The organism is Streptomyces sp. NPDC025721 (assembly GCF_055558595.1).
In genome coordinates, this window is record NZ_JBVHMF010000004.1 from 30,472 (window position 1) to 49,463 (window position 18,992).

15 protein-coding genes are annotated in these 18,992 nt (G+C 72.5%); 5 read left to right on the plus strand and 10 right to left on the minus strand.

The genetic code is table 11. The features are described from left to right. Positions 1–103: 103 nt before the first annotated feature. Positions 104–625, minus strand: coding sequence for a GNAT family N-acetyltransferase (locus ACZ4EF_RS08310; RefSeq protein WP_355346665.1), 522 nt, complete (start codon positions 623–625; stop codon positions 104–106). A 183-nt stretch (positions 626–808) separates the two neighbouring features. On the opposite strand from ACZ4EF_RS08310, the gene ACZ4EF_RS08315 reads away from it, so the two are divergent. Further along, positions 809–1,969: a fatty acid desaturase family protein gene (locus ACZ4EF_RS08315; protein WP_467503423.1), complete on the plus strand. Its 1,161-nt coding sequence runs from the start codon at positions 809–811 to the stop codon at positions 1,967–1,969. Between the two features lie 38 nt (positions 1,970–2,007). Here the strand turns inward: ACZ4EF_RS08315 and ACZ4EF_RS08320 are convergent, their stop codons facing one another. Next, on the minus strand, positions 2,008–2,487 hold the full coding sequence (locus tag ACZ4EF_RS08320; protein WP_391045717.1) for a macro domain-containing protein: 480 nt from the start codon (positions 2,485–2,487) through the stop codon (positions 2,008–2,010). Between the two features lie 40 nt (positions 2,488–2,527). After that, complete coding sequence (locus ACZ4EF_RS08325; RefSeq protein WP_467503425.1) at positions 2,528–4,009, minus strand: M1 family metallopeptidase; 1,482 nt, start codon at positions 4,007–4,009, stop codon at positions 2,528–2,530. A 96-nt stretch (positions 4,010–4,105) separates the two neighbouring features. On the opposite strand from ACZ4EF_RS08325, the gene ACZ4EF_RS08330 reads away from it, so the two are divergent. Beyond that, the gene (locus ACZ4EF_RS08330; protein ID WP_401308191.1) at positions 4,106–4,837 is read left to right on the plus strand and encodes a MerR family transcriptional regulator; all 732 of its coding nucleotides are present in this window, start codon (positions 4,106–4,108) and stop codon (positions 4,835–4,837) included. Between the two features lie 18 nt (positions 4,838–4,855). On the opposite strand, the gene ACZ4EF_RS08335 is transcribed toward ACZ4EF_RS08330, so the two are convergent. The 6 genes from ACZ4EF_RS08335 to ACZ4EF_RS08360 form a co-directional block, all read right to left on the minus strand. After that, the gene (locus ACZ4EF_RS08335; protein ID WP_467503427.1) at positions 4,856–7,030 is read right to left on the minus strand and encodes a 3-hydroxyacyl-CoA dehydrogenase NAD-binding domain-containing protein; all 2,175 of its coding nucleotides are present in this window, start codon (positions 7,028–7,030) and stop codon (positions 4,856–4,858) included. 50 nt (positions 7,031–7,080) lie between these two features. Continuing rightward, complete coding sequence (locus ACZ4EF_RS08340; protein ID WP_355346683.1) at positions 7,081–8,295, minus strand: acetyl-CoA C-acetyltransferase; 1,215 nt, start codon at positions 8,293–8,295, stop codon at positions 7,081–7,083. 75 nt (positions 8,296–8,370) lie between these two features. After that, positions 8,371–9,513: a CaiB/BaiF CoA transferase family protein gene (locus tag ACZ4EF_RS08345; RefSeq protein ID WP_467503429.1), complete on the minus strand. Its 1,143-nt coding sequence runs from the start codon at positions 9,511–9,513 to the stop codon at positions 8,371–8,373. A gap of 135 nt (positions 9,514–9,648) precedes the next feature. After that, positions 9,649–11,589: a primary-amine oxidase gene (locus ACZ4EF_RS08350; RefSeq protein ID WP_401856495.1), complete on the minus strand. Its 1,941-nt coding sequence runs from the start codon at positions 11,587–11,589 to the stop codon at positions 9,649–9,651. 130 nt (positions 11,590–11,719) lie between these two features. After that, complete coding sequence (locus ACZ4EF_RS08355) at positions 11,720–13,258, minus strand: APC family permease (protein WP_355346692.1); 1,539 nt, start codon at positions 13,256–13,258, stop codon at positions 11,720–11,722. Between the two features lie 117 nt (positions 13,259–13,375). After that, complete coding sequence (locus tag ACZ4EF_RS08360) at positions 13,376–14,332, minus strand: hypothetical protein (protein ID WP_355346695.1); 957 nt, start codon at positions 14,330–14,332, stop codon at positions 13,376–13,378. Between the two features lie 250 nt (positions 14,333–14,582). Here ACZ4EF_RS08360 and ACZ4EF_RS08365 point away from each other — a divergent pair, with 250 nt between their 5' ends. The 3 genes from ACZ4EF_RS08365 (at position 14,583) to ACZ4EF_RS08375 (ending at position 18,444) form a co-directional block, all read left to right on the plus strand. Then, positions 14,583–16,154, plus strand: a complete 1,572-nt coding sequence (locus tag ACZ4EF_RS08365) for a hypothetical protein (protein WP_402711391.1) — start codon at positions 14,583–14,585, stop codon at positions 16,152–16,154. A 341-nt stretch (positions 16,155–16,495) separates the two neighbouring features. After that, entirely contained in the window at positions 16,496–16,861 is a 366-nt protein-coding gene (locus tag ACZ4EF_RS08370) for a nuclear transport factor 2 family protein (protein ID WP_355346701.1), read from the plus strand. A gap of 131 nt (positions 16,862–16,992) precedes the next feature. Then, the gene (locus ACZ4EF_RS08375) at positions 16,993–18,444 is read left to right on the plus strand and encodes an MFS transporter (RefSeq protein WP_467503432.1); all 1,452 of its coding nucleotides are present in this window, start codon (positions 16,993–16,995) and stop codon (positions 18,442–18,444) included. Positions 18,445–18,530: 86 nt separating this feature from the next. Here the strand turns inward: ACZ4EF_RS08375 and ACZ4EF_RS08380 are convergent, their stop codons facing one another. Further along, positions 18,531–18,971: a nitroreductase family deazaflavin-dependent oxidoreductase gene (locus tag ACZ4EF_RS08380; protein ID WP_391045731.1), complete on the minus strand. Its 441-nt coding sequence runs from the start codon at positions 18,969–18,971 to the stop codon at positions 18,531–18,533. Positions 18,972–18,992 lie beyond the last annotated feature (21 nt).

Here is an 18,992-nt window from a genome sequence, read left to right on the forward strand (position 1 = left end):
GCCGCGGGCGGCGGGAACGATGCGCGGTTCCGGCTCGTTGTGCGGGTGCGGTGAGGCTGTTGACAGTGGCCCCCGCACCAGGCCCTGTCCCCGCCGAATCAGCTCACCGCAGCCGCTTTTCGAACCAGTGGTCCGCGTATGGGCTCGTGTTGTAGCGGGCGATCTCCCTGTAGCCGTGCTTGGCGTACAGCGCACGGGCCTCCACCAGGTCCTTGCGCGTGTCCAGGCGGATCGTGTCCGCGTGGAAGGTGCCGCGGGCGAGGGTTTCCGCGGCGCCGATGAGCAGGCCCGCGACGCCCTGGCCGCGGGCTTCGGGGCCGACATACATCCGGGTCAGCTCCATGGTGTGCGCGTCGAGGACGCGCAGGCCCACACAGCCGACCGGTACGCCGCGGGCAGGAGCGCCGGCGAGCCGGACGGCGAGGAATTCTCCGGTGGGTGGCACGAGATCGTCGCTGGGCTCCTCCGCGAGCACGGCGGAGACCTCGGCGTCGTCCGTCGGACGGCCGTAAAAGCGGCTGACCAGCTCGGTGTAGTAGCGGCGCAACAGCGTCGCCGCCTCGGGGCCGGTGATGGGTACAGGCGCGACCGCCCAGTCGGTCGCGTGCGTGTTGTTCGTCGTCACGCCGGACATCCTGGCAGCGCGTAGGTGGGGTTATCCCCAGGTTTTTCCGGGGTCTGCCACCCCGGGGAACCGGGTGATGGCGCCATGGTCGGGGATCAGTGGCAGTCCATAGCGTCGAGGTGTGGCCGGTCAGGCCAGACACCGGACGTCGAACCGGCCATCGCCGGACCCCGAGGAGCGCCCATGGCTACAGCGACCAGCACGATCATCGACGCGCCGGGACGGCGGTCCGACGGGACGGCGGGCCCGGACGCGGACTCCGCCGGTACGGGGACGGACTCCGGTACGGGGGCGGACTCCGGTACGGGGGCGGGACCAGGATCGGGATCGGGATCGGGATCGGGCAGTGATTTCGCTCCGCTGCTGCGCGAGGTGAAGGCGGCCGGGCTGCTGCGGCGGCGCGTGGACCACTACGCGAAGTCGATCGCGCTGAATCTCGTGGCCGTCGCCGCGGTGTGGTCGGCGGTGGTGCTGGTCGGCGGGACGGGTTCGTGGTGGGTGGTGGCGCTCGCGCTGCCCGCGGCGGTGCTGGGGGCGCGTACCGCGTTCATCGGGCACGACGCCGGGCACCACCAGATCGCCGAGAGCCGTCGTACGAACCGGCTGATCGGGCTCGTCCACGGCAATCTGCTGCTGGGCATGGGCGCGGGCTGGTGGACCGACAAGCACAATCGGCACCACGCCAATCCGAACCATGTGGGCAAGGATCCGGACGTCGAGGTCGGCGCGCTGGTGTGGACGCAGGCGCAGGCGGTCGAGCGGGAGGGCTTCGCGCGCTTCCTGACCCGTCATCAGGCGCGGCTGTTCTTCCCGATGCTGCTGCTGGAGGGGCTGGCCCTGAAGGTGGCGAGTCTCCAGGAGCTGAAGCGGCAGGAGCCGCGGCAACGGCTGGTCGAGGGCTCGCTGCTGGTGGCCCACCTGGCGGGTTACGCGGCGCTGCTGCTGTTCGCGATGCCGGTGTGGCAGGCGGTCGTGTTCGCCCTCGTGCACCACGCGCTGTTCGGGCTCCACCTGGGCTGTGCCTTCGCGCCCAACCACAAGGGCATGGAGATGCCCGAGGAGGGCTCGCGCTGGGGTCATCTGCGCCGTCAGGTGCTCACCTCCCGCAATGTGCGCGGCAATCCGCTCACCGACTGGTTCCTCGGCGGCCTCAACTACCAGGTCGAACACCACCTCTTCCCCAGCCTCCCCCGCCCGCACCTGCGCCTCGCCCAGCCGCTGGTGCGCGCCCACTGCCGCCGTCTGTCCATCCCCTACACCGAGACCGGCCTGATCGACTCCTACGTCCAGGCCCTGTCCCACATGCACTCCGTGGGCGCCCCCCTGCGCTCCCCCGCCGTCTGAACTTCCCACCGCCGCCCCCCTTCCGCACCCCCGGCGGCTCAGCCGTCACGGTCGTAGACCGTGACGGCCACCCCGCGTTCCACGAGCCGCGCGGTCACCAGCGGCTCGACCCGCGCCCACCGCCCGCCTGCCAGACCGCAGCCGATCCTCGGCATGTGCACGGAGGCGCCCAGCTCCAACGCCCGGTCGCCGAGCGCCGCGAGGGCGGCGTCGATCGCCTCGTACCGCACCGGCACACCCTTGCTGCCGGTGCGCATGCCGCGCTGGCCGATCAGGTTGGCCACCCACACATAGCTGCCGACCCGCACCAACTGGAGTGCGCCGAGGCCGAAGTCGTTGCGCGCCCGCTCGCGGTGCCAGCGCCGATAGGCGGCCTCGGGCTCCGGCCAGCGGCGCGACACGGCGACGACGAAGCCCTTGCCCCAGCCGCCCAGGTCGTTGCAGACATGCGCGATGACTTTGACGCCCTTGCCCTGTGGTGCGGTGGCGTCTCCCCGCACATACGTGATCTCCCCCATGCCGCCACGGTAAGCGCGACCACTGACAACGCGCCCGCGCTTAAAGCGACGACGGGTGGTGGGTGGTGTGGAGCCAGGCGGTGAACAGCGGGGTGAGGTCGTGGGGGGTGAGGCGTTGGCAGAAGGCGGTGAAGTCGGCGGTGGTGGCGTTGCCGTGGCGGCGGGCGGCGGGCCAGGTGCGGAGGAGGGTGGCGAAGGCGGTCGGGCCGAGGGCTTCGCGGAGTTGGTAGAGGACGAGGGCGCCGCCGCCGTACACGGGGGCGTCGGAGATGCGGTCGGGGCCGGGCGGCGCGCCGGGCGGGAAGGCGCTGTTGGCGGGGTCGGCCAGGGCCGCTGCGGCGCTCCGCTCGACGGTGCGCCCGCCCTCGTGCTCCTGCCACAGCCACTCGGCGTAGGTCGCGAAGCCCTCGTTGAGCCACATGTCCTGCCAGGCGGCGGGCGTGACGGAGTCGCCGAACCACTGGTGGGACAGTTCGTGGACGAGGGTGTCCAGCGGCACGGCGGGGTCGCCCGGCTCGCCGTCGCCGGGGAAGACCGGCTTCGTCTGGGCCTCCAGCGCGTACCCGACCCGCCCGCTCGGCAGGTGGTCGACGATCGCGCCGACGGACGAGAAGGGATAGGGCCCGAACAGCCCGCTCTCCCAGTCCACGATCTCCGGGATACGGCGCAGTGCCGCCGCCGTCGTCGGGTCGTCGGAGCGCGGGTCGACTGCCACGTAGACCGGCACCCCGCCACCGGTACGGGACCGCGTGATGTCGAAGTGCCCGATGGCGACGGTGGCCAGATACGTCGCCATCGGCTCCTTGGCGCGCCAGTGGAACGCGGTCTCGCCGCCGCGGTCGGCGCTGTCGACCAGTTCGCCGTTGGACACGGCGGTGAGACCGTGGGGGACGGTGACGGTGATGTCGTAGGCGGCCTTGTCCGAGGGGTGGTTGTTCGAAGGGAACCAGGCCATGGCACCGACCGGTTCACCCAGGGCGAGCGCGCCGTCGTCGGTACGGAACCAGCCCTCGTGCGAGCCGTCCGGGTCGGTGAGGGTCGGCGGGACGCCTTCGTACGTCACGGTCGTCTCGAAGCGCGCGCCGTCTCGCAGCGGCGTCGCGGGCGTGACCCTCAGCTCGCTGTCCGCGCGGTCCACGGCGGCGCTCCGCCCGTCGACGGTCACGCGGGTGACGGTGAGCCCCGACAGGTCGAGGTCGAAGCGCGCGAGCGGCTGGGTGGCGGTGGCGGTGACGACCGCCGTGCCGCGCAGCTTTCCTGAGCCGGGGTCGTACGCGAGGTCGAGGCCGTAGTGCGTGACGTCGTATCCGCCGTTGCCCGCCCGCGGGAAGAGCCGGTCGCCGACGCCGGGCGCCCCGACGTCGGCGGAGCCCGAGGCGTGGCCCGTACGGTCGGGGGCCGTGCGGTCGGCGGCCGTGCGGTCGGGGGCCGCCGTGCCGCCGCCGGAGCACGACAGGCAGCACGCCAAGGAGCACGCGAGCAGGATCGGCAGGGCCGCGCGCGGCGGCGGGAACAGGCGCACGCGGGCCAGCGTACGAGGCTCGGGGCCGGGCGGAGGCGTCCGCCGTACGGCGTGCGGGGACTTTCACAGCGCTGGTGCGACAGCGATACTGTCCAGGTGCCCCAGACCGCTCTCACCATCGACGAGCTGGCCGCCCGCGCCGGGGTGACGGTGCGCACCGTCCGCTTCTACAGCGCCCGCGGCCTGCTCCCGCCGCCCGACATCGGTCCGCGCCGGGTGGGCCGATACGGCGCCGCGCACCTGTCCCGGCTGGCGCTGATCGAGGAGTTGCGGCACCAGGGCCTCACCCTGGCGGCGATCGAGCGCTATCTCCAGCAGCTCCCCGCCGACATCAGCGCCCACGACCTGGCGATCCACCGCGCCCTGGTGGCGTCCTGGCTGCCGGAGGGCAGCCAGGAGATCGACCGGGAGCGGCTCGAACGCCGCGCGGGGCGCCCGCTGGACGACGCGGACCTGGACCGGCTCGCGGCCATGAACGTGCTGGAGCGCACCGACGACCCCGACGCCTTCCGGGTGGATCCGGGCATCCTGCACCTGGGGGTGCGGCTGCTGGACGTGCCCTTCCCCGTGGAGACGGTCCTGGCCGCGCGCGAGGTGATGCTGGAGCACGCGCGGGCCGCCGCCCACGAGCTGGGCCGGATCTTCCTGGACGAGGTGGGGGAGCCGGACCGCCCGGAGCGGATGCGGTCGCTGTCGGCCCAGATGCAGCCGCTGGTCGTACAGGCGCTGGTCACCGCCTTTCAGCGGTCGCTGAAGGAGGAGCTGCGGGCCTGGCCGGTGCCCTCGCCGAAGCCGGACCCCGAGCAGAACCCGCAGCGTTCCCCGTAGCGCCTGAGCGCCTGCACCTCAGCGCCCGTCCGTGAACGTCTCCCCGCTCTCGGCCTTCGCCACCAGCAGCGCGGGCGGTGCGAAACGCTCGCCATAGGTGTCGGCCAGTTCGCGCGCGCGGGCGGTGAAGCCCGCGACGCCGCCCTCGTAGCCGTTGATGTACTGAAGGACGCCGCCGGTCCAGGCGGGGAAGCCGATGCCGAGGATGGAGCCGATGTTGGCGTCGGCGACCGAGGTGAGGACGCCTTCTTCGAGCAGCCGGACCGTGTCCAGCGACTCCGCGAAGAGCATCCGCTCCTGCATGTCGCGCATCGGGATCTCGATGCCGGGTTTACCGAAATGCTCCGCAAGACCGGGCCACAGCCGGGTACGGCGGCCGTCCGCGTAGTCGTAGAAGCCCGCGCCGCCGCTGCGCCCGGTCCGCTCGAACTCGTCCACCATGCGGTCGATGACCCGCTCGGCCGGGTGCTCCTGCCACTGGCCGCCCTCCGCCTCGATCGCGGTACGCGTCTCGCGGCGGATCTTGCGCGGCAGGGTGAGCGTCAGCTCGTCGAGGAGCGACAGCACCTTGGCGGGGTAGCCCGCCTGGGCCGCGGCCTGTTCGACGGAGGCCGCCGCGACGCCCTCGCCGACCATGGCGACGCCCTCGTTGATGAAGTGGCCGATGACGCGGGAGGTGAAGAAGCCGCGCGAGTCGTTGACGACGATCGGCGTCTTGCGGATCTGCCGCACCAGGTCGAAGGCGCGGGCCAGCGCCTCGTCGCCGGTCCGCTCGCCCTTGATGATCTCCACCAGCGGCATCTTGTCGACCGGCGAGAAGAAGTGCAGGCCGATGAAGTCGTCCTGCCGCCGCACGCCTTCGGCGAGCGCCGAGATGGGCAGCGTGGAGGTGTTGGAGCAGAGCAGCGCGTCGGGCGCCACGATGTGCTCGATCTCCTGGAAGACCTTGTGCTTGAGCGTGGCGTCCTCGAAGACCGCCTCGATGACGGCGTCACAGCCCGCAAGGTCCGCCGGGTCGGCGGTCGGGGTGATCCGGGCGAGCAGCGCGTCCCGCTTGTGCGGGGTGGTGCGGCCCTTGGCCAGCGCCTTGTCGAGCAGCGTCACGGAGTACGCCTTGCCGCGCTCGGCGGCCTCCGCGGTGACGTCCTTGAGGACGACGTCGATTCCGGCGCGCGCGCAGGAGTACGCGATGCCCGCGCCCATCATGCCCGCGCCGAGGACGGCGACCTTGGTGACCGGCCGGGCCGGGAAGCCCTCGGGGCGGCTGGCGCCGGAGTTGACGGCCTGCATGTCGAAGAAGAACGCCTGGATCATGTTCTTCGAGGTCCGGCCGCAGGCCAGCTCGGTGAAGTAGCGGGCCTCGATGAGGGTGGCGGTGTCGATGTCGACCTGCGAGCCCTCGACGGCGGCGGACAGGATCGCCAGCGGCGCCGGGTAGGGCGCGCCCGCGAGCTGCTTGCGCAGATTGGCGGGGAAGGCCGGCAGATTCGCCGCGAAGGCGGGACTCTTCGGGGTGCCGCCGGGGATCTTGTAGCCGGGGGTGTCCCAGGGCTGCCGGGCGTCGGGATGGGCCAGGACGTACGCCCGTGCGCTCGCCAGCATGGCGTCCCGGTCGGTGGCGACCTCGTGGATGAGACCGGCCTCCAGAGCGCGCTGCGGCGCGTACTGCCGGCCCTGGAGCAGGACCTTCAGCAGCGCGTCGGCGATGCCGAGCAGCCGGACGGTGCGGACGACTCCGCCCCCGCCGGGCAGCAGGCCGAGCGTCACCTCGGGCAGGCCGATCTTGGTGCCGGGCGCGTCGAGTGCGATGCGGTGGTGGCAGGCCAGCGCGATCTCGTAACCGCCGCCGAGCGCCGCACCGTTGATGGCCGCGACGACCGGCTTGCCGAGGGTTTCCAGGCGGCGCAGGCGGCGCTTGATGCGCAGCGATCCGGCGAGGACGTCGGCCGCGTTCTCCGGGGTGGCGCGGATCAGGTCGCGCAGGTCGCCGCCCGCGAAGAAGGTCTTCTTCGCGGAGGTGACGATGATGCCGCGCACGCCGTCGAGTTCGGCTTCGAGGCGGTCGAGGGTGGCGTCGAGGGAATCGGCGAAGGCCGCGTTCATGGTGTTCGCGGACTGCGCGGGGTCGTCCAGGACCAGGGTGACGATGCCGTCGGTGTCCTGCTCCCAGCGGATGGTGGTGGACTCGCTCATGGTCTTCGGGCTCCGTTGGATCCGTGAGGGGGCACGTGAGGGGGCAGGGGTCAGAGACGTTCGACGACGGTGGCGACGCCCATGCCGCCGCCGACGCAGAGGGTGGCGAGCCCGTACCGCTGGTCGCGGCGCTCCAGTTCGTCGATGAGGGTGCCGAGGATCATCGCGCCGGTCGCGCCGAGCGGGTGGCCGAGCGCGATGGCGCCGCCGTTGACGTTGACCTTGTCGATGCTGACGCCCATGTCGGAGGCGAAGCGCAGCACGACGGCGGCGAATGCCTCGTTCATCTCGATCAGGTCGATGTCGTCGATGGTCAGCCCGGCCTTGGCGAGGGCCTTGCGGGAGGCGGGGGCGGGGCCGGTCAGCATGATGGTCGGCTCGGAGCCGGAGACGGCGGCCGAGACGATCCGGGCGCGGGGGGTGAGGCCGTAGCGCTCGCCGATCTCGCGGTTGCCGATGGCGACGAGCGCGGCGCCGTCCACGATGCCGGAGGAGTTGCCCGCGTGGTGGACGTGGTCGATGGCCTCGACCCAGTGGTACTTCTGGAGCGCGACGGCGTCGAAGCCGCCCAGGTCGCCGATGTCGGCGAAGGACGGCTTGAGCTTGGCGAGCGTCTCGGGGGTGGTGCCGGGGCGGATGAACTCGTCGTGGTCCAGGACGGTGAGGCCGTTGCGGTCGAGCACGGGCACGACGGAGCGGGCGAAGTAGCCCTGCTTCCACGCCTCCGCGGCGCGTTCCTGGGAGAGCGCGGCGAAGGAGTCCACGTCGTGCCTGGTCCAGCCGCCGAGGGTGGCGATCAGGTCGGCGCCGACGCCCTGCGGCACGAAGCCGGTCTCGTACGAGGTCATGGGGTCCATGGCCCAGGCGCCGCCGTCCGAGCCCATCGCGACGCGCGACATGGACTCGACGCCGCCCGCGAGGATCAGGTCCTCCCAGCCGGAACGCACCTTGGCCGCCGCCAGGTTGACCGCTTCGAGCCCGGAGGCGCAGAAGCGGTTCTCCTGGACGCCCGCGACGGTGTCGGGCAGGCCCGCGGCGATGGCCGCGATCCGCGCGATGTCCGAGCCCTGATCGCCGATCGGGCTGACGACGCCGAGCACGATGTCGTCGACGGCGGCCGGGTCCAGGGTCGGGAAGCGGCGCCGCAGTTCGTGGATGAGGCCGACGACGAGGTCGATCGGCTTGGTGCCGTGCAGGGATCCGTTCGCCTTTCCGCGCCCGCGCGGGGTGCGTACGGCGTCGTAGACGTAGGCCTCGGTGCTCAACGTCGTGCCTTTCTGGAGGGTGGGGCGGGGTGTCCTGGTCCGGCGCGGTGTCCGGGAGGTGCTGCCGTAGGGGTCTCAGTCCAGCAGTGCGGGGGCGTCCCAGTCGCGGGCGACCTCCGCGGTGTGCGCGCCGGGCGGCGCGGGCGGCCGGCGCAGGGTGCCCGGTGTCGCGGACAGCCGCGGCGCGGGCGCGGGCTGCACGGTCCCGGCCGCCTCGGTGAAGGTGCCGCGGGCGGCCAGGTGCGGGTGGTGCGGGGCCTCACCCAACGAGAGTACGGGCGCCACGCACGCGTCCGTCCCGTCGAAGACGCGTGTCCACTCGTCGCGGGTGCGGGTGCGGAAGCGGGCCGCGAGGGCGGCGCGCAGATCGTGCCAGCGGCCGGGTTCCGTGCGCAGGGCCGCGTCCCGCGGCGCAAGTTCCAGCAGCCGGACGAATTCGTCGTAGAAGCGCTGTTCCAGGGCGCCGACCGCCATGTACCGGCCGTCGGAGGTCTCGTAGACGCCGTAGAAGGGGGTGCCGCCGTCCAGGAGGTTGGCGCCGCGCCTGTCCTGCCAGCGGCCGGTGGCGAGGATGGCGTGGATCATCGTGGTGAGGTGCGCGACGCCGTCGACGATCGCGGCGTCCACGACCTGTCCCTCGCCGTGCGCGCGGGCGTGGTGGAGGGCGGCGAGGACGCCGGTGACCAGGTAGAGGGAGCCGCCCGCGTAGTCGCCGAGGAGGTTGGCAGGCGCGACCGGCAGTCCGTCGGCCGGTCCCGTCATGCCGAGCGCGCCGGTCACGGCGAGGTAGGCGATGTCGTGTCCCGCGGTGTCGGCGAGCGGGCCGCTCTGGCCCCAGCCGGTCATCCGGCCGTAGACGAGCCGCGGATTGCGGGCCAGGCACGCGTCGGGGCCGACGCCCAGCCGCTCGGCGACGCCCGGCCGGTAGCCCTCGATGAGGATGTCGGCGCGCGCGGCCAGGTCGAGCACGGTCGCGGGTCCCCGGTCCGCCTTGAGGTCGACCAGCACCGAGCGCTTGTTGCGGTTGGTGAGGTCGTGCTCGGGCGCGACGCCGAGACCCGCGCCGCCCGGCCGGTCCACCCGTACGACATCGGCGCCGAGGTCGGCGAGGAGCATCGCGGCGAACGGTCCCGGACCGATCCCGGCCAGTTCGACGACACGCACGCCCGCCAGCGGGCCGTCGGGCGCCGCGCCCCGGTTTGACAATTCTGATGTCACATCAATGATGCTAGGAACGTGTTCCAGTCTTGGCAAGAGCTGACTGAGCGCTCGCTCAGCCGGTTCACTCGCCTTCGGTTCCGTCTCCGGTCCCGCCTTCGGTCCCGCCGTCGGCGGTCGCCGTCGCGTGCGGCGTCACAGGTGGCAGTGGCCGCCGGAGCCGCGTCCGCTCTCCCGGGGCAGGTCGAGCGTGGGGTTGCGGTCGAAGAAGCCGGTCGGTCTCAGCGTGAAACCGCAGGTGTCCACCGGCATCACCGGCCAGTCCTCCAGGCGCGGCAGATGCGTCGGCCCGAAGGAGTGCCACAGCGTGAGGTCGGTGTCCTCCAGCGCCTCGCCCGGCCGCGACCACTGCCCGACACCGGCCCCGCCCCGGTGCTGGTTGGGGTAGTCGCCGTCCGGATAGTGCCGCTCGGGGCGGTAGCGGGTCACCCACAGGTGCTTGGTGGCGTACGTGACGCGCTCCGCGACCGGTGAGCCGGGCTGCGCGAGCAGCGTCGGTCCCGCGTCGGGCAGCAGGGTGTACGCGACCGGGCGGCCCATCCGGTTGAGCGAGCCGGGGTTGCTGATCCGCCAGCGCCGCCCGGCCGCCGGGTCGGCGACCCGGCCCGCGTCACCGCTGTCGGCCACCACGGTGGCGCGCGTGGTGAAGGCGTTGCCGTTCGGATTGTCCGGGCCCATCGGCAGCCGTACGACGTCCACTTCCTCGACCGTGTTGGCCGGGCCGTCCACCGCCACGTCGAGCCGGGCGCAGAACAGATGCTGGTGGTACGGCGCGAGCAGCCCCGGCGCGATCTCGGTGGCGTGCTGCGAGCTCTCCCCCGGCACGGCGGCCGACGTCTGCACGAGCCCGGTGGCCTTGGCCTCGAAGGCGATCGTGCCGTCCTGGTGGAGATACCAGTAGAAGCCGTAGTCGTAGTTGCCGAGGGTGGCGATGTACGAGATCACCAGGCGGCGCGAACGGCGGCTGTCCACCGCGAAGTTGTCGAAGATATTGGTGTGCTTCCACAGCAGCCCCGCGTCCTCCTCGTGGACGCAGATCGCGTTGCTCAGCGTCTCGGGGCGGCCGAGGTCGTCGGCCAGCACGGCGTCCACGTACGCGATCTCGCCGAGGCAGTCGCAGCCCAGGCGCAGCGCGTTGGCGTTGCGGCCGAGCAGGTACTCGCCCGCGTCCAGGTAGCAGACCCAGTTGCGGGCCGCGTCGGGCTCCGCGTACGGCACGGCCATCTCGGCGATCGAGGCGCGGTGCAGGACGAGCCGGTCGCGGTCGCCGTCGCGGTGGGTGATCCGGTGCAGCACCAGGCCCTCGCGGGCGTTGAAGTCCAGCCGCAGCCGCCAGTTCTGCCAGCTCAGCACCGGGCCTTCGAGCGTGAAGGACGGCCCCTCCGGCTGGCCGATCTCCAGCGGGCGCAGGTCGGTGCGGGCCGGTCCGTTGAACTCGGCCTCGTAGCGCCCGCATTGGGTGGGCGTGGGGACGGCGCCGGTGTCGATGAGGCGTACGACGCGCCGCTCGATCAGGTCGACCTCCGCGACCAGGCCGCCGACCGGGTGGGCGAACGGGTTGTCGCTCTCGTCGCAGCGCAGGAAGGTCAGCGAGCGCAGCATGCGGCGGCCGGTCTCGGAGGCGATGCCGAAGTTGCCCGCGGCCAGCGGCGCCGCGATCACCAGCGAGGTGTCGGTGACGCCGCGCTCGGCCATCGCCGCGCGCCAGGCGGGGTCGGCCTTGACGATCTCGTCGCAGGTCTCGTACTCCTCGAACAGCAGCGGCGGTTGGCCGTCGGCGGCCGGGTCCAGGTCGCGGTGGGCGAGCAGCAGGCGCGAGGTGACGTCGACCAGGGCCTCGGCGGCGCGGCCGGTGGCGGAGTCGAGCAGCGTGACACGTACCCGGCGGGTGAAGGCGTCGCCGTCGCGGTGGGCGAGCGCGGCGTGCCGGTCGGGCTCGTCGGGCAGGACGAGCGGGAAGCGGGTGGCGTCGGACACCAGGCCCTCCGCCTCCAGTACGGCGCGGGCCGTGTCGATCTCGTCGGCGGTCAGCGGGTCGAGCGGATGCGGAGTGGTGGTGGCGGCCGACGCGGACATGGGGCCTCCTGACGGCGGAACAGGAACGCTGCGGGGACGGGGAGTTCGGGACATGGGTCCGGAAAAAACGGGCGGCCCGCCGCACCCTGTGGGGTGTGGCGGGCCGTCGCGGTGAGACCTGGCGAGATGGTCAGGAGGACGCTTGCGCGGCGGCCTTCTCCAGTTGGAACGCCTCGTTGCCCTGGCCGATCCTGGCGTGCACCTCGGGCCGCTTGGCGCGCAGTATCAGACCGTAGACCAGTCCGATGGCGGCGGCCAGAGCGATGATGCCGGGCAGCAGCCAGCGCAGCCCGTGGCCGGGGTTGGCACCCAGCAGCACCGAGAAGTCCTTCACCGAGTAGACGGCGATGGTCAGCAGCCCGAGAGCGGCGACGGCCGAGGTGACCAGCCGCCATGCCTGCACACCGGCGGCGCCGCGCTTGACGAAGAAGGCGATGACGGCGATGGCCGCGGTGGCCATCAGCAGCACGATGCCGAGCGCGCCGACGTTGCCCGCCCAGGTGAACATGCGCAGCACGGGGGCCGTCGGGTCCGGGCCGAACTTCGGGTCGAACTTCCCGTTGTCGGTGGCGGCGAAGGCCACGACGACGGCCAGCGCGACGATCGACTGGAGGAAGGAGCCGACGGCGGGGGCGCCGCTGGACTTCGAGGTACGGCCGACCGCCGAGGGCAGCAGACCGTCGCGGCCCATCGCGAACGCGTAGCGGGCGACGACGTTGTGGAAGCTCAGCATCGAGGCGAAGATGCCGGTGATGAAGAAGATGTTCAGGGTGTCGGTGAACGCGGTGCCCAGCCGGGCCTGGTTCAGCGAGAAGATCAGGTTCGGACCCTGCTCCTGAGCGGCGCCCACGACGTGGTCGGGGCCGGTGCCGACGGTGATCGCCCAGGCGCTGAAGGCGAAGAAGAGAGTGGCGAAGCCGATCGCGGTGAACATCACCTTGGACACGACGCGTTGGGCGTCGCTGGTCTCCTCGGCGTAGACCGGGGCCTGTTCGAAGCCGACGAAGCCGGCGATGGTGAAGCACAGGGCGGTGCCCAGACCCGCGCCGCTGAGCGTGCTGGGGTCGAAGGCGTGCACCGAGACGCCCTGCGGGCCGGGGTCGGACAGGAAGCTGATGTCGAAGACGACGGTCAGCAGCGTCTCGACCAGCAGCAGCACACCGAGCGTCTTGGCGTTCAGGTCGATCTTCAGCGCGCCGAAGATCGCGGTGATCGCGACTCCGCCGAGCGCCGGGATCCACCAGGCCACGTTGTGGTTCCAGTGCTGGGCGATCTGGCTGGAGATCTCGTAGCCGAAGATCCCGTAGAGACCGACCTGCATGATGCTGTACGCGAACAGGGCGACGTACGAGGCGCAGGCGCCCATGGTGCCGCCCAGGCCCCTGGATATGTACGCGTACAGCGCGCCCGCGTTGTGCACATGGCGGCTCATCTCGGCGTAGCCGAAGCTGAAGAGGATCAGCACGAGGCCGACGATGACGAACAGCAGCGGCACCCCGACGACACCCATGGTGGCGAAGGTGGTCGGCACCACACCGGCCACCACCATCAGGGGCGCGGTCGCGGCGAGGACCGAGAGCAGGAGGGCCGGTGCGCCGATCCGGTCCGCGCGCAGTGCGCGTTGCTCGCCCTTGAACGTGCTGATCTCGCTTGTACTGCCCGTCAGCATGCTGCGGTGTCCTTCCGGTGGTCCGTGGTTCGGGTCTTACTGGATCGGTCTTCGAGCGTGGTTCTTCGTGCGTGGTTCCAACTGCGTGTCCTGCTGGGTGAGTACGACCGTGGGGGCCTAGGCGGAACCGAAGCCGAGCGCGTAGTTGCGCGCCGCGCGGAACGCCTTCTTCGGGTCGCGGTCGGGATACGACCACGGGGTGCGTGTCGCCTCCGACCCGATCCGGTTGAACAGGGCGGCGGCTTCCACCGTGTCGCCCGCGTGGAATTTGCCGTACGCAAGGTAGTTCAGGTCGAGCAGCAACCGCGAGTGGTCGTAGCCCTGCCATTCGAGCCACCAGTCGAAGGCCATGCGCACGCTCTGCCGGGCGCGCGGACTGACCCAGTACGGAAGGCCGTTGGGGACGTCGGGCAGCACATCGGCCGACGCGAGCACCCGGTAGCGCTCCACCAGCGCGACCAACGGCAGTACGGCCAGCGGTGATCCGCGTCCCGCCTCGTCCGCGGCCCACTCGGCGAATTCGTACACCTCGTGGAACGGGTCCTCGCCGTCGGTCTTCTGACGCTCCGCCAGGCACTGCGTCATCAGGTGGTGGGCGTGGTGGTGGCCGCGGTGCCGGCCGCGCGCCTGGTCGAAGGCGCGCACCTGCTCGTCGTCGGTGCCGGTGCGGCGGGCGAGCACCAGCAGGGCGAGCCACGGCGACGGGTCGCGCGGGGTCATCCGGGCCGCGCGCAGGCAGAGTTCGCGCGCCGACTCGGCGCTCTGCTTGCCCGCGACCGCGCGGAAGACGGCCGCGAACGCGGCCAGCGCGGCGGCGTCCGTGCTCTCGGGCTCGGCGAGTTGCCACTCGCCCGCCCATGCGGCGGCGCTCTTGCCCTCGCCGAGGACGACCAGCCGATGTCCTCGGCGGTCCCAGTTGTCTCCGGTACGGCTCAGCAGGTCACGGGTCTCCGCCCAGCGGCCGTGGGCCAGGGCAGCACGAGCCGCGACCAGCTCCTCGTCACCGAGAGCGGGGTCGAAAGCCACGTCGTCCTTGCCACGCGAGAAGCGGAAGGGTGGCGGCGGTGGGGTCATCCGCGGGCAGCCCTCCACGGCGTGCGTAACGTCATGTGATCACGCACAGCCAACCGGTCGGCACGGGGTGGCATCAAGTCCGGACCTGTTGTCTCGCTGTAGTCCCGTATGGTGACGGGGGTTTGGGACACGGATCGGGATGGATGCGCTGGTTCGGCTGCGCGATCGGCCGGACACCTGATATTCGAGAGGCCGATCAAGGTGTGTCGGCATCGCGCGGTGGGGACCAGGTGACATGGACGGCGGGAGCGTGAGCGGTGCGGACGCGGGGGAACGACAGAGTGCGGCAGCCTCCACCCACCCGCTCGCCTATGTACGGCGAAGACACGGGTGGAGCTACCAGGACCTGGCACGGGTCATAGCCGACAACGCGCGGATCCTCGGGGTGCCGATGGCGGCCCGCCGCGAGAAGGTCTGGCGCTGGGAGCACTGGGGGGTCGTGCCGGAGGCCGACAGCCAGCGCGCGCTGGCCCGCGCGCTCGGAATCCCCTCCAGGGAACTGGAGTTGAGGCCCTGGCCGCGCTGGCTCCCGGCGCACGGCGGCATGCCGGACGGGCTGCCGTGGACGGTCGAGGGCAGTTTCACCGCGCTCACCGCGCTGCTCGACAACGGCGCGAGCGACCCGCGCGGGTTCCCCATCGCGGACGAGCAGGCGCTGCTCGACGCCATCGCGGACTGGGACGCGGCGGGCGCGGAGGGCACGACGGGCGCCGCCGGTTCCGCGGGCTCGGGCGGCGCGGCGGGCGCGATGGGTTCCATGGGTTCACGTGCCGTGGACAAGAAGGCGGGTTCGCCCTCGGCCGCGGCGGGACGTGGGTCGCCCTCGCCCGCGGCGGGACGCGGGTCGGCGTCGGCCGCCATGGCCGAGCGGTGGGACGAACCGGTGCCCGGCACCCGCTCGGGACGCGTGCCGCGACAGGCGAACGCCGCGGCCGCGTTCCGCGACGACGCCGTCGACAAAGCGGTGGCCGCGGCCGTCGTGGACGGTCCGGTGATCGACTGGCTCGAAGCCGGGGTGCTGGGGCTGCGCAAGCTCGACGACCGGCTCGGCGGCGCGGCCGTACGGCACCGGGTCGAGGCCGATCTGCGCATGGTGCGCGGCCTGTTGCACCGGGGGCAGCACGAACGGGCCCACGGGGCAAGGCTGTTGCGGGTCGCCGCCGACCTGGCGCAGCTCGGCGGCTGGGCGGCCACCGACACCGGCCGGCTCGGGGCGGCGCAGCGGCACTATCTGACCGGTCTGCGGCTCGCCCACAGCGCGGGCGACCGCCCGCTGGCCGTCGCGCTGTGGGGCGGCCTCGCGCTGCACGCGGTGATCGCGGGTCAGCCGCGGGACGCGGTGGCCGCGGCGGAGGCGGGGGTACGGGCGGCGGGCGGCACTCCCCCGGCCGTCCGGGCGCTGGCCGCCAGCAGGCTGAGCCGGGCGCACGCCGCGGTCGGCGCCGACGGCGCCTCACGGCGCGCGGTCTCCGAGGCGGAGCGCCAACTGGACCTGGCGGAGCGGGAGTCGGGTCCGTCATGGCTCTACTGGTTCGACGCGGCCGAACTGGCCGCGCAGACCGGTCAGTCGCTGCTCGACCTGGGCCACGCGCACGAGGCCAGGCCCCTGTTGGAGCAGGCGCTGGCGATGCAGGACGCCTCGTACGTACGCGACCGCTGCCTGTACTCGGCGCGCGCCGCCACCGCCCGCGCCCTGACCGGTGACCTGGAGGGCGCGCGCACGCTGGGCCGCGAGGCGGCCCGGCTGTCCCGGCACTGCGGCTCCCCGCGCATCGCGGACACGCTGGACGCGCTGAAGGTCCGGCTCGACGCCACGAGGTGACCTCTTCCCCCGGTGCGCGGTCCCGCCTTCGCGGACCGCGCACCGGGGCCGAACGTGCGGGCTGCTCCGGGGGACGGTGCCGCGGGCCGGTGCTCCCGGCACTCACGGCCGGTGCGCAACGTCACCACGGATTGGCCGAGACGCCTACGGGAGGCGGTGCGAGACGCCGGTTCGGACCCCGGCCCGCGGGGCGTGTACGTCATGGCGGCCGGTCGTGACGTACAACCGGCCGCACAAGTACCCAACGATGACTGATTCGCGGACGCGGTCCCGTACGTACCGTCTTGACCTGCGAGAACACGGCGCCACTCGGCGCCGGACAACGTAGGGAGACACCAGCCATGAGCGACACCCTGTACCTGGTCCAGCGCTACATCGCCGCCTGGAACGAGACCGACCCGGCCGCCCGGCGCCGCCTGATCGACGAGGTCTTCGCCGCCGACGGCCGCTACACCGACCCGCTGGCCGACGTCACCGGGCGGGACGCCTTCGACGCGGTGGTCGGCGCCGTGCAGGCGCAGTTCCCCGGCTTCGTGTTCACCCTGGGCCCGGTCGACGCGCACCACCACATCGCCCGCTTCACGTGGGAGCTGGGCCCGGCGGGCGGCGAGTCGCTGGTGGTCGGCTTCGACGTGGCCGCGATCGGCGAGGACGGCCTGGTGCACAGCGTCCAGGGCTTCCTCGACAAGGTCCCGGCCGGCGCCTGAGCACCGCTCCACGGGTACGGGCGGGGCCCCCGCCCGTACCCCGCCCGTACCCCGTACCCCGTCACCACTGAGCCGCACCCGTACCCCGTCATCGCCCCGGACATCCGTCCCCCTGCGACAGGAGTTCCGTCATGGCCTCGGCCACCACCGCCGCGTCCCCGCCCGCGAGCCGCGACGGCTCGCCGGTCAGCAAGCGGCCAGACCTCGGCCTGCTGCTCCTGCTGGCCGCGACCTTCATGATCGCGCTCGACATCTTCATCGTGAATGTGGCGATCCCTTCCGTGCAGAGCGACCTGCACGCGGGCACCGCGTCGATCCAGTGGGTGGTGGCGGGCTTCGGCCTGGCCGTGGCCACCGGGCTGATCACGGCGGGCCGGCTCGGTGACGTCTTCGGCCGCAGACGGATGTTCACTGTCGGGCTCGCGCTGTTCACCGCCACCTCGGCGGCGTGCGGATTCGCGCCCACCGCAGGGACGCTGGTGGCGGCGCGGGTCCTCCAGGGCCTGTCGGCCGCGCTGATGAGCCCGCAGGTGCTGTCGATTCTCCAGACCGCCTACACCGGCAAGGCGCAGGCCCGCGCCTTCAGCATGTACGGGCTGACGATGGGCGTCGGCGCGGTCTTCGGGCAGCTCATCGGCGGTCTGCTGATTAAGGCCGACGTGCTCGGCCTCGGCTGGCGGGCCTGCTTCCTGATCAACCTCCCGGTCGGGCTGCTCGCCCTGGCGCTGGTGCCGCGCGCCCTGGCCGAGTCGAGGGCGCCGCAACGGCCCCGGCTGGACCTCACCGGCGTGGCGCTGTCCACCGCCGCTGTCGTCGCGCTCGTGCTGCCGCTGATCCAGGGGCGTGCGGCGGGCTGGCCGCTGTGGACCTGGCTGTGCCTGGCCGCGTCCGCCGTGCTCGTCACCGTCTTCGTCCGCCACCAGGACCGGCTCGGCCGCCGCGGCGGCGACCCGGTGCTGAACACGGACCTGTTCCGGCAGCGCGGTTTCGGACCCGGCTCCCTCGCGCAGTTCGTCTTCTGGAGCGGGCAGGGCTCGTTCTTCCTGATCCTCGCCCTGTACCTCCAGGCGGGCCGCGGTCTGAACGCCCTGCACTCGGGCACGGTCTTCCTGGCGATCGGCGGCGGCTACCTGCTGACCTCGACGAACGCGCACCGCATCGCGGCCAGGCTCGGCGGCCGTACGGTCCCGGCCGGGGCTCTGGCGATGGCCGCGGGGCTCGGTCTGCTGTGGGAGGCGGCGCACCGCTCCGGGACCACCGGCAGCCTGTGGGAGCTGGTGCCGGGGCTCATCATGGACGGCGTCGGGATGGGCATGGTGATCGCCCCGCTCACCCACGACGCGCTGGCCACCGTCCCGCCCCGGCTCGTCGGCTCGGCCTCCGGCGTGGTGGCCACCACGCAGCAGATCGGCGGCGCGCTCGGCATCGCCCTGATCGGCATCATCTTCTACGGCGCGGTCGGCGACGGCGCGCCCGGCGGTTACCCGCACGCCTTCCGGATGGGGCTGGTGTTCCTGCTCGGCCTCGAACTGGCGCTGGCGGTCCTGAGCTTCGCCGTCCGGCGGCGCGAGGCGGCTCGGTGAGCCCAGCCCTCGGACGGCACGGGCAAGGGGCGACCACCTGGGTGGTCGCCCCTTACCCGTCGTCAGATCGTCAGATCGACATGTCGTCAGATCCGGCGGAGCCGCACCACGGGAATATCCCGGTCGGTCTTCTTCTGGTAGTCGGCATACGGCGCGTACACATCGAGCAGGTGCGGCCACACCCGGGCCTTGTCCTGCGGCGACAGCGTCTCGGCGCGGGCGGCGAAGCGCTCGCCGAGCACCCGCAGGTGGACCTCGGGGTTGTCGCGGACGCTCAGGTACCACAGGGGGTGCTCGGGGGCGCCGCCCTTGGAGGCGACGATCAGGTAGTCGTCGCCGTCCCGGCCGTAGATCAGTACGGTACGCAGCCACGCGCCGCTGCGACGGCCCTGGTAGTCGAGGAGCAGGCAGGGCGAGCCGTTGAGGTCGGTGCCCTCGGTGCCGTTGGACTCCTCGTAGCGGCGGGCCTGGTCGGCCACCCACTTCTCGGGGCTGACCTTCACCGCGGCGGGGTCGTAAGACGTCATGCGTGTGTGCCTTCCAGAGGG

Coding starts and splice junctions, on each gene's coding strand:
- ACZ4EF_RS08315 (WP_467503423.1), top strand. CDS start 809: ATGGCTACAGCGACCAGCACGATCATCGACGCGCCGGGACGGCGGTCC.
- ACZ4EF_RS08320 (WP_391045717.1), bottom strand. CDS start 2,487: ATGGGGGAGATCACGTATGTGCGGGGAGACGCCACCGCACCACAGGGC.
- ACZ4EF_RS08335 (WP_467503427.1), bottom strand. CDS start 7,030: ATGAGCGAGTCCACCACCATCCGCTGGGAGCAGGACACCGACGGCATC.
- ACZ4EF_RS08350 (WP_401856495.1), bottom strand. CDS start 11,589: ATGTCCGCGTCGGCCGCCACCACCACTCCGCATCCGCTCGACCCGCTG.
- ACZ4EF_RS08355 (WP_355346692.1), bottom strand. CDS start 13,258: ATGCTGACGGGCAGTACAAGCGAGATCAGCACGTTCAAGGGCGAGCAA.
- ACZ4EF_RS08360 (WP_355346695.1), bottom strand. CDS start 14,332: ATGACCCCACCGCCGCCACCCTTCCGCTTCTCGCGTGGCAAGGACGAC.
- ACZ4EF_RS08370 (WP_355346701.1), top strand. CDS start 16,496: ATGAGCGACACCCTGTACCTGGTCCAGCGCTACATCGCCGCCTGGAAC.
- ACZ4EF_RS08375 (WP_467503432.1), top strand. CDS start 16,993: ATGGCCTCGGCCACCACCGCCGCGTCCCCGCCCGCGAGCCGCGACGGC.
- ACZ4EF_RS08380 (WP_391045731.1), bottom strand. CDS start 18,971: ATGACGTCTTACGACCCCGCCGCGGTGAAGGTCAGCCCCGAGAAGTGG.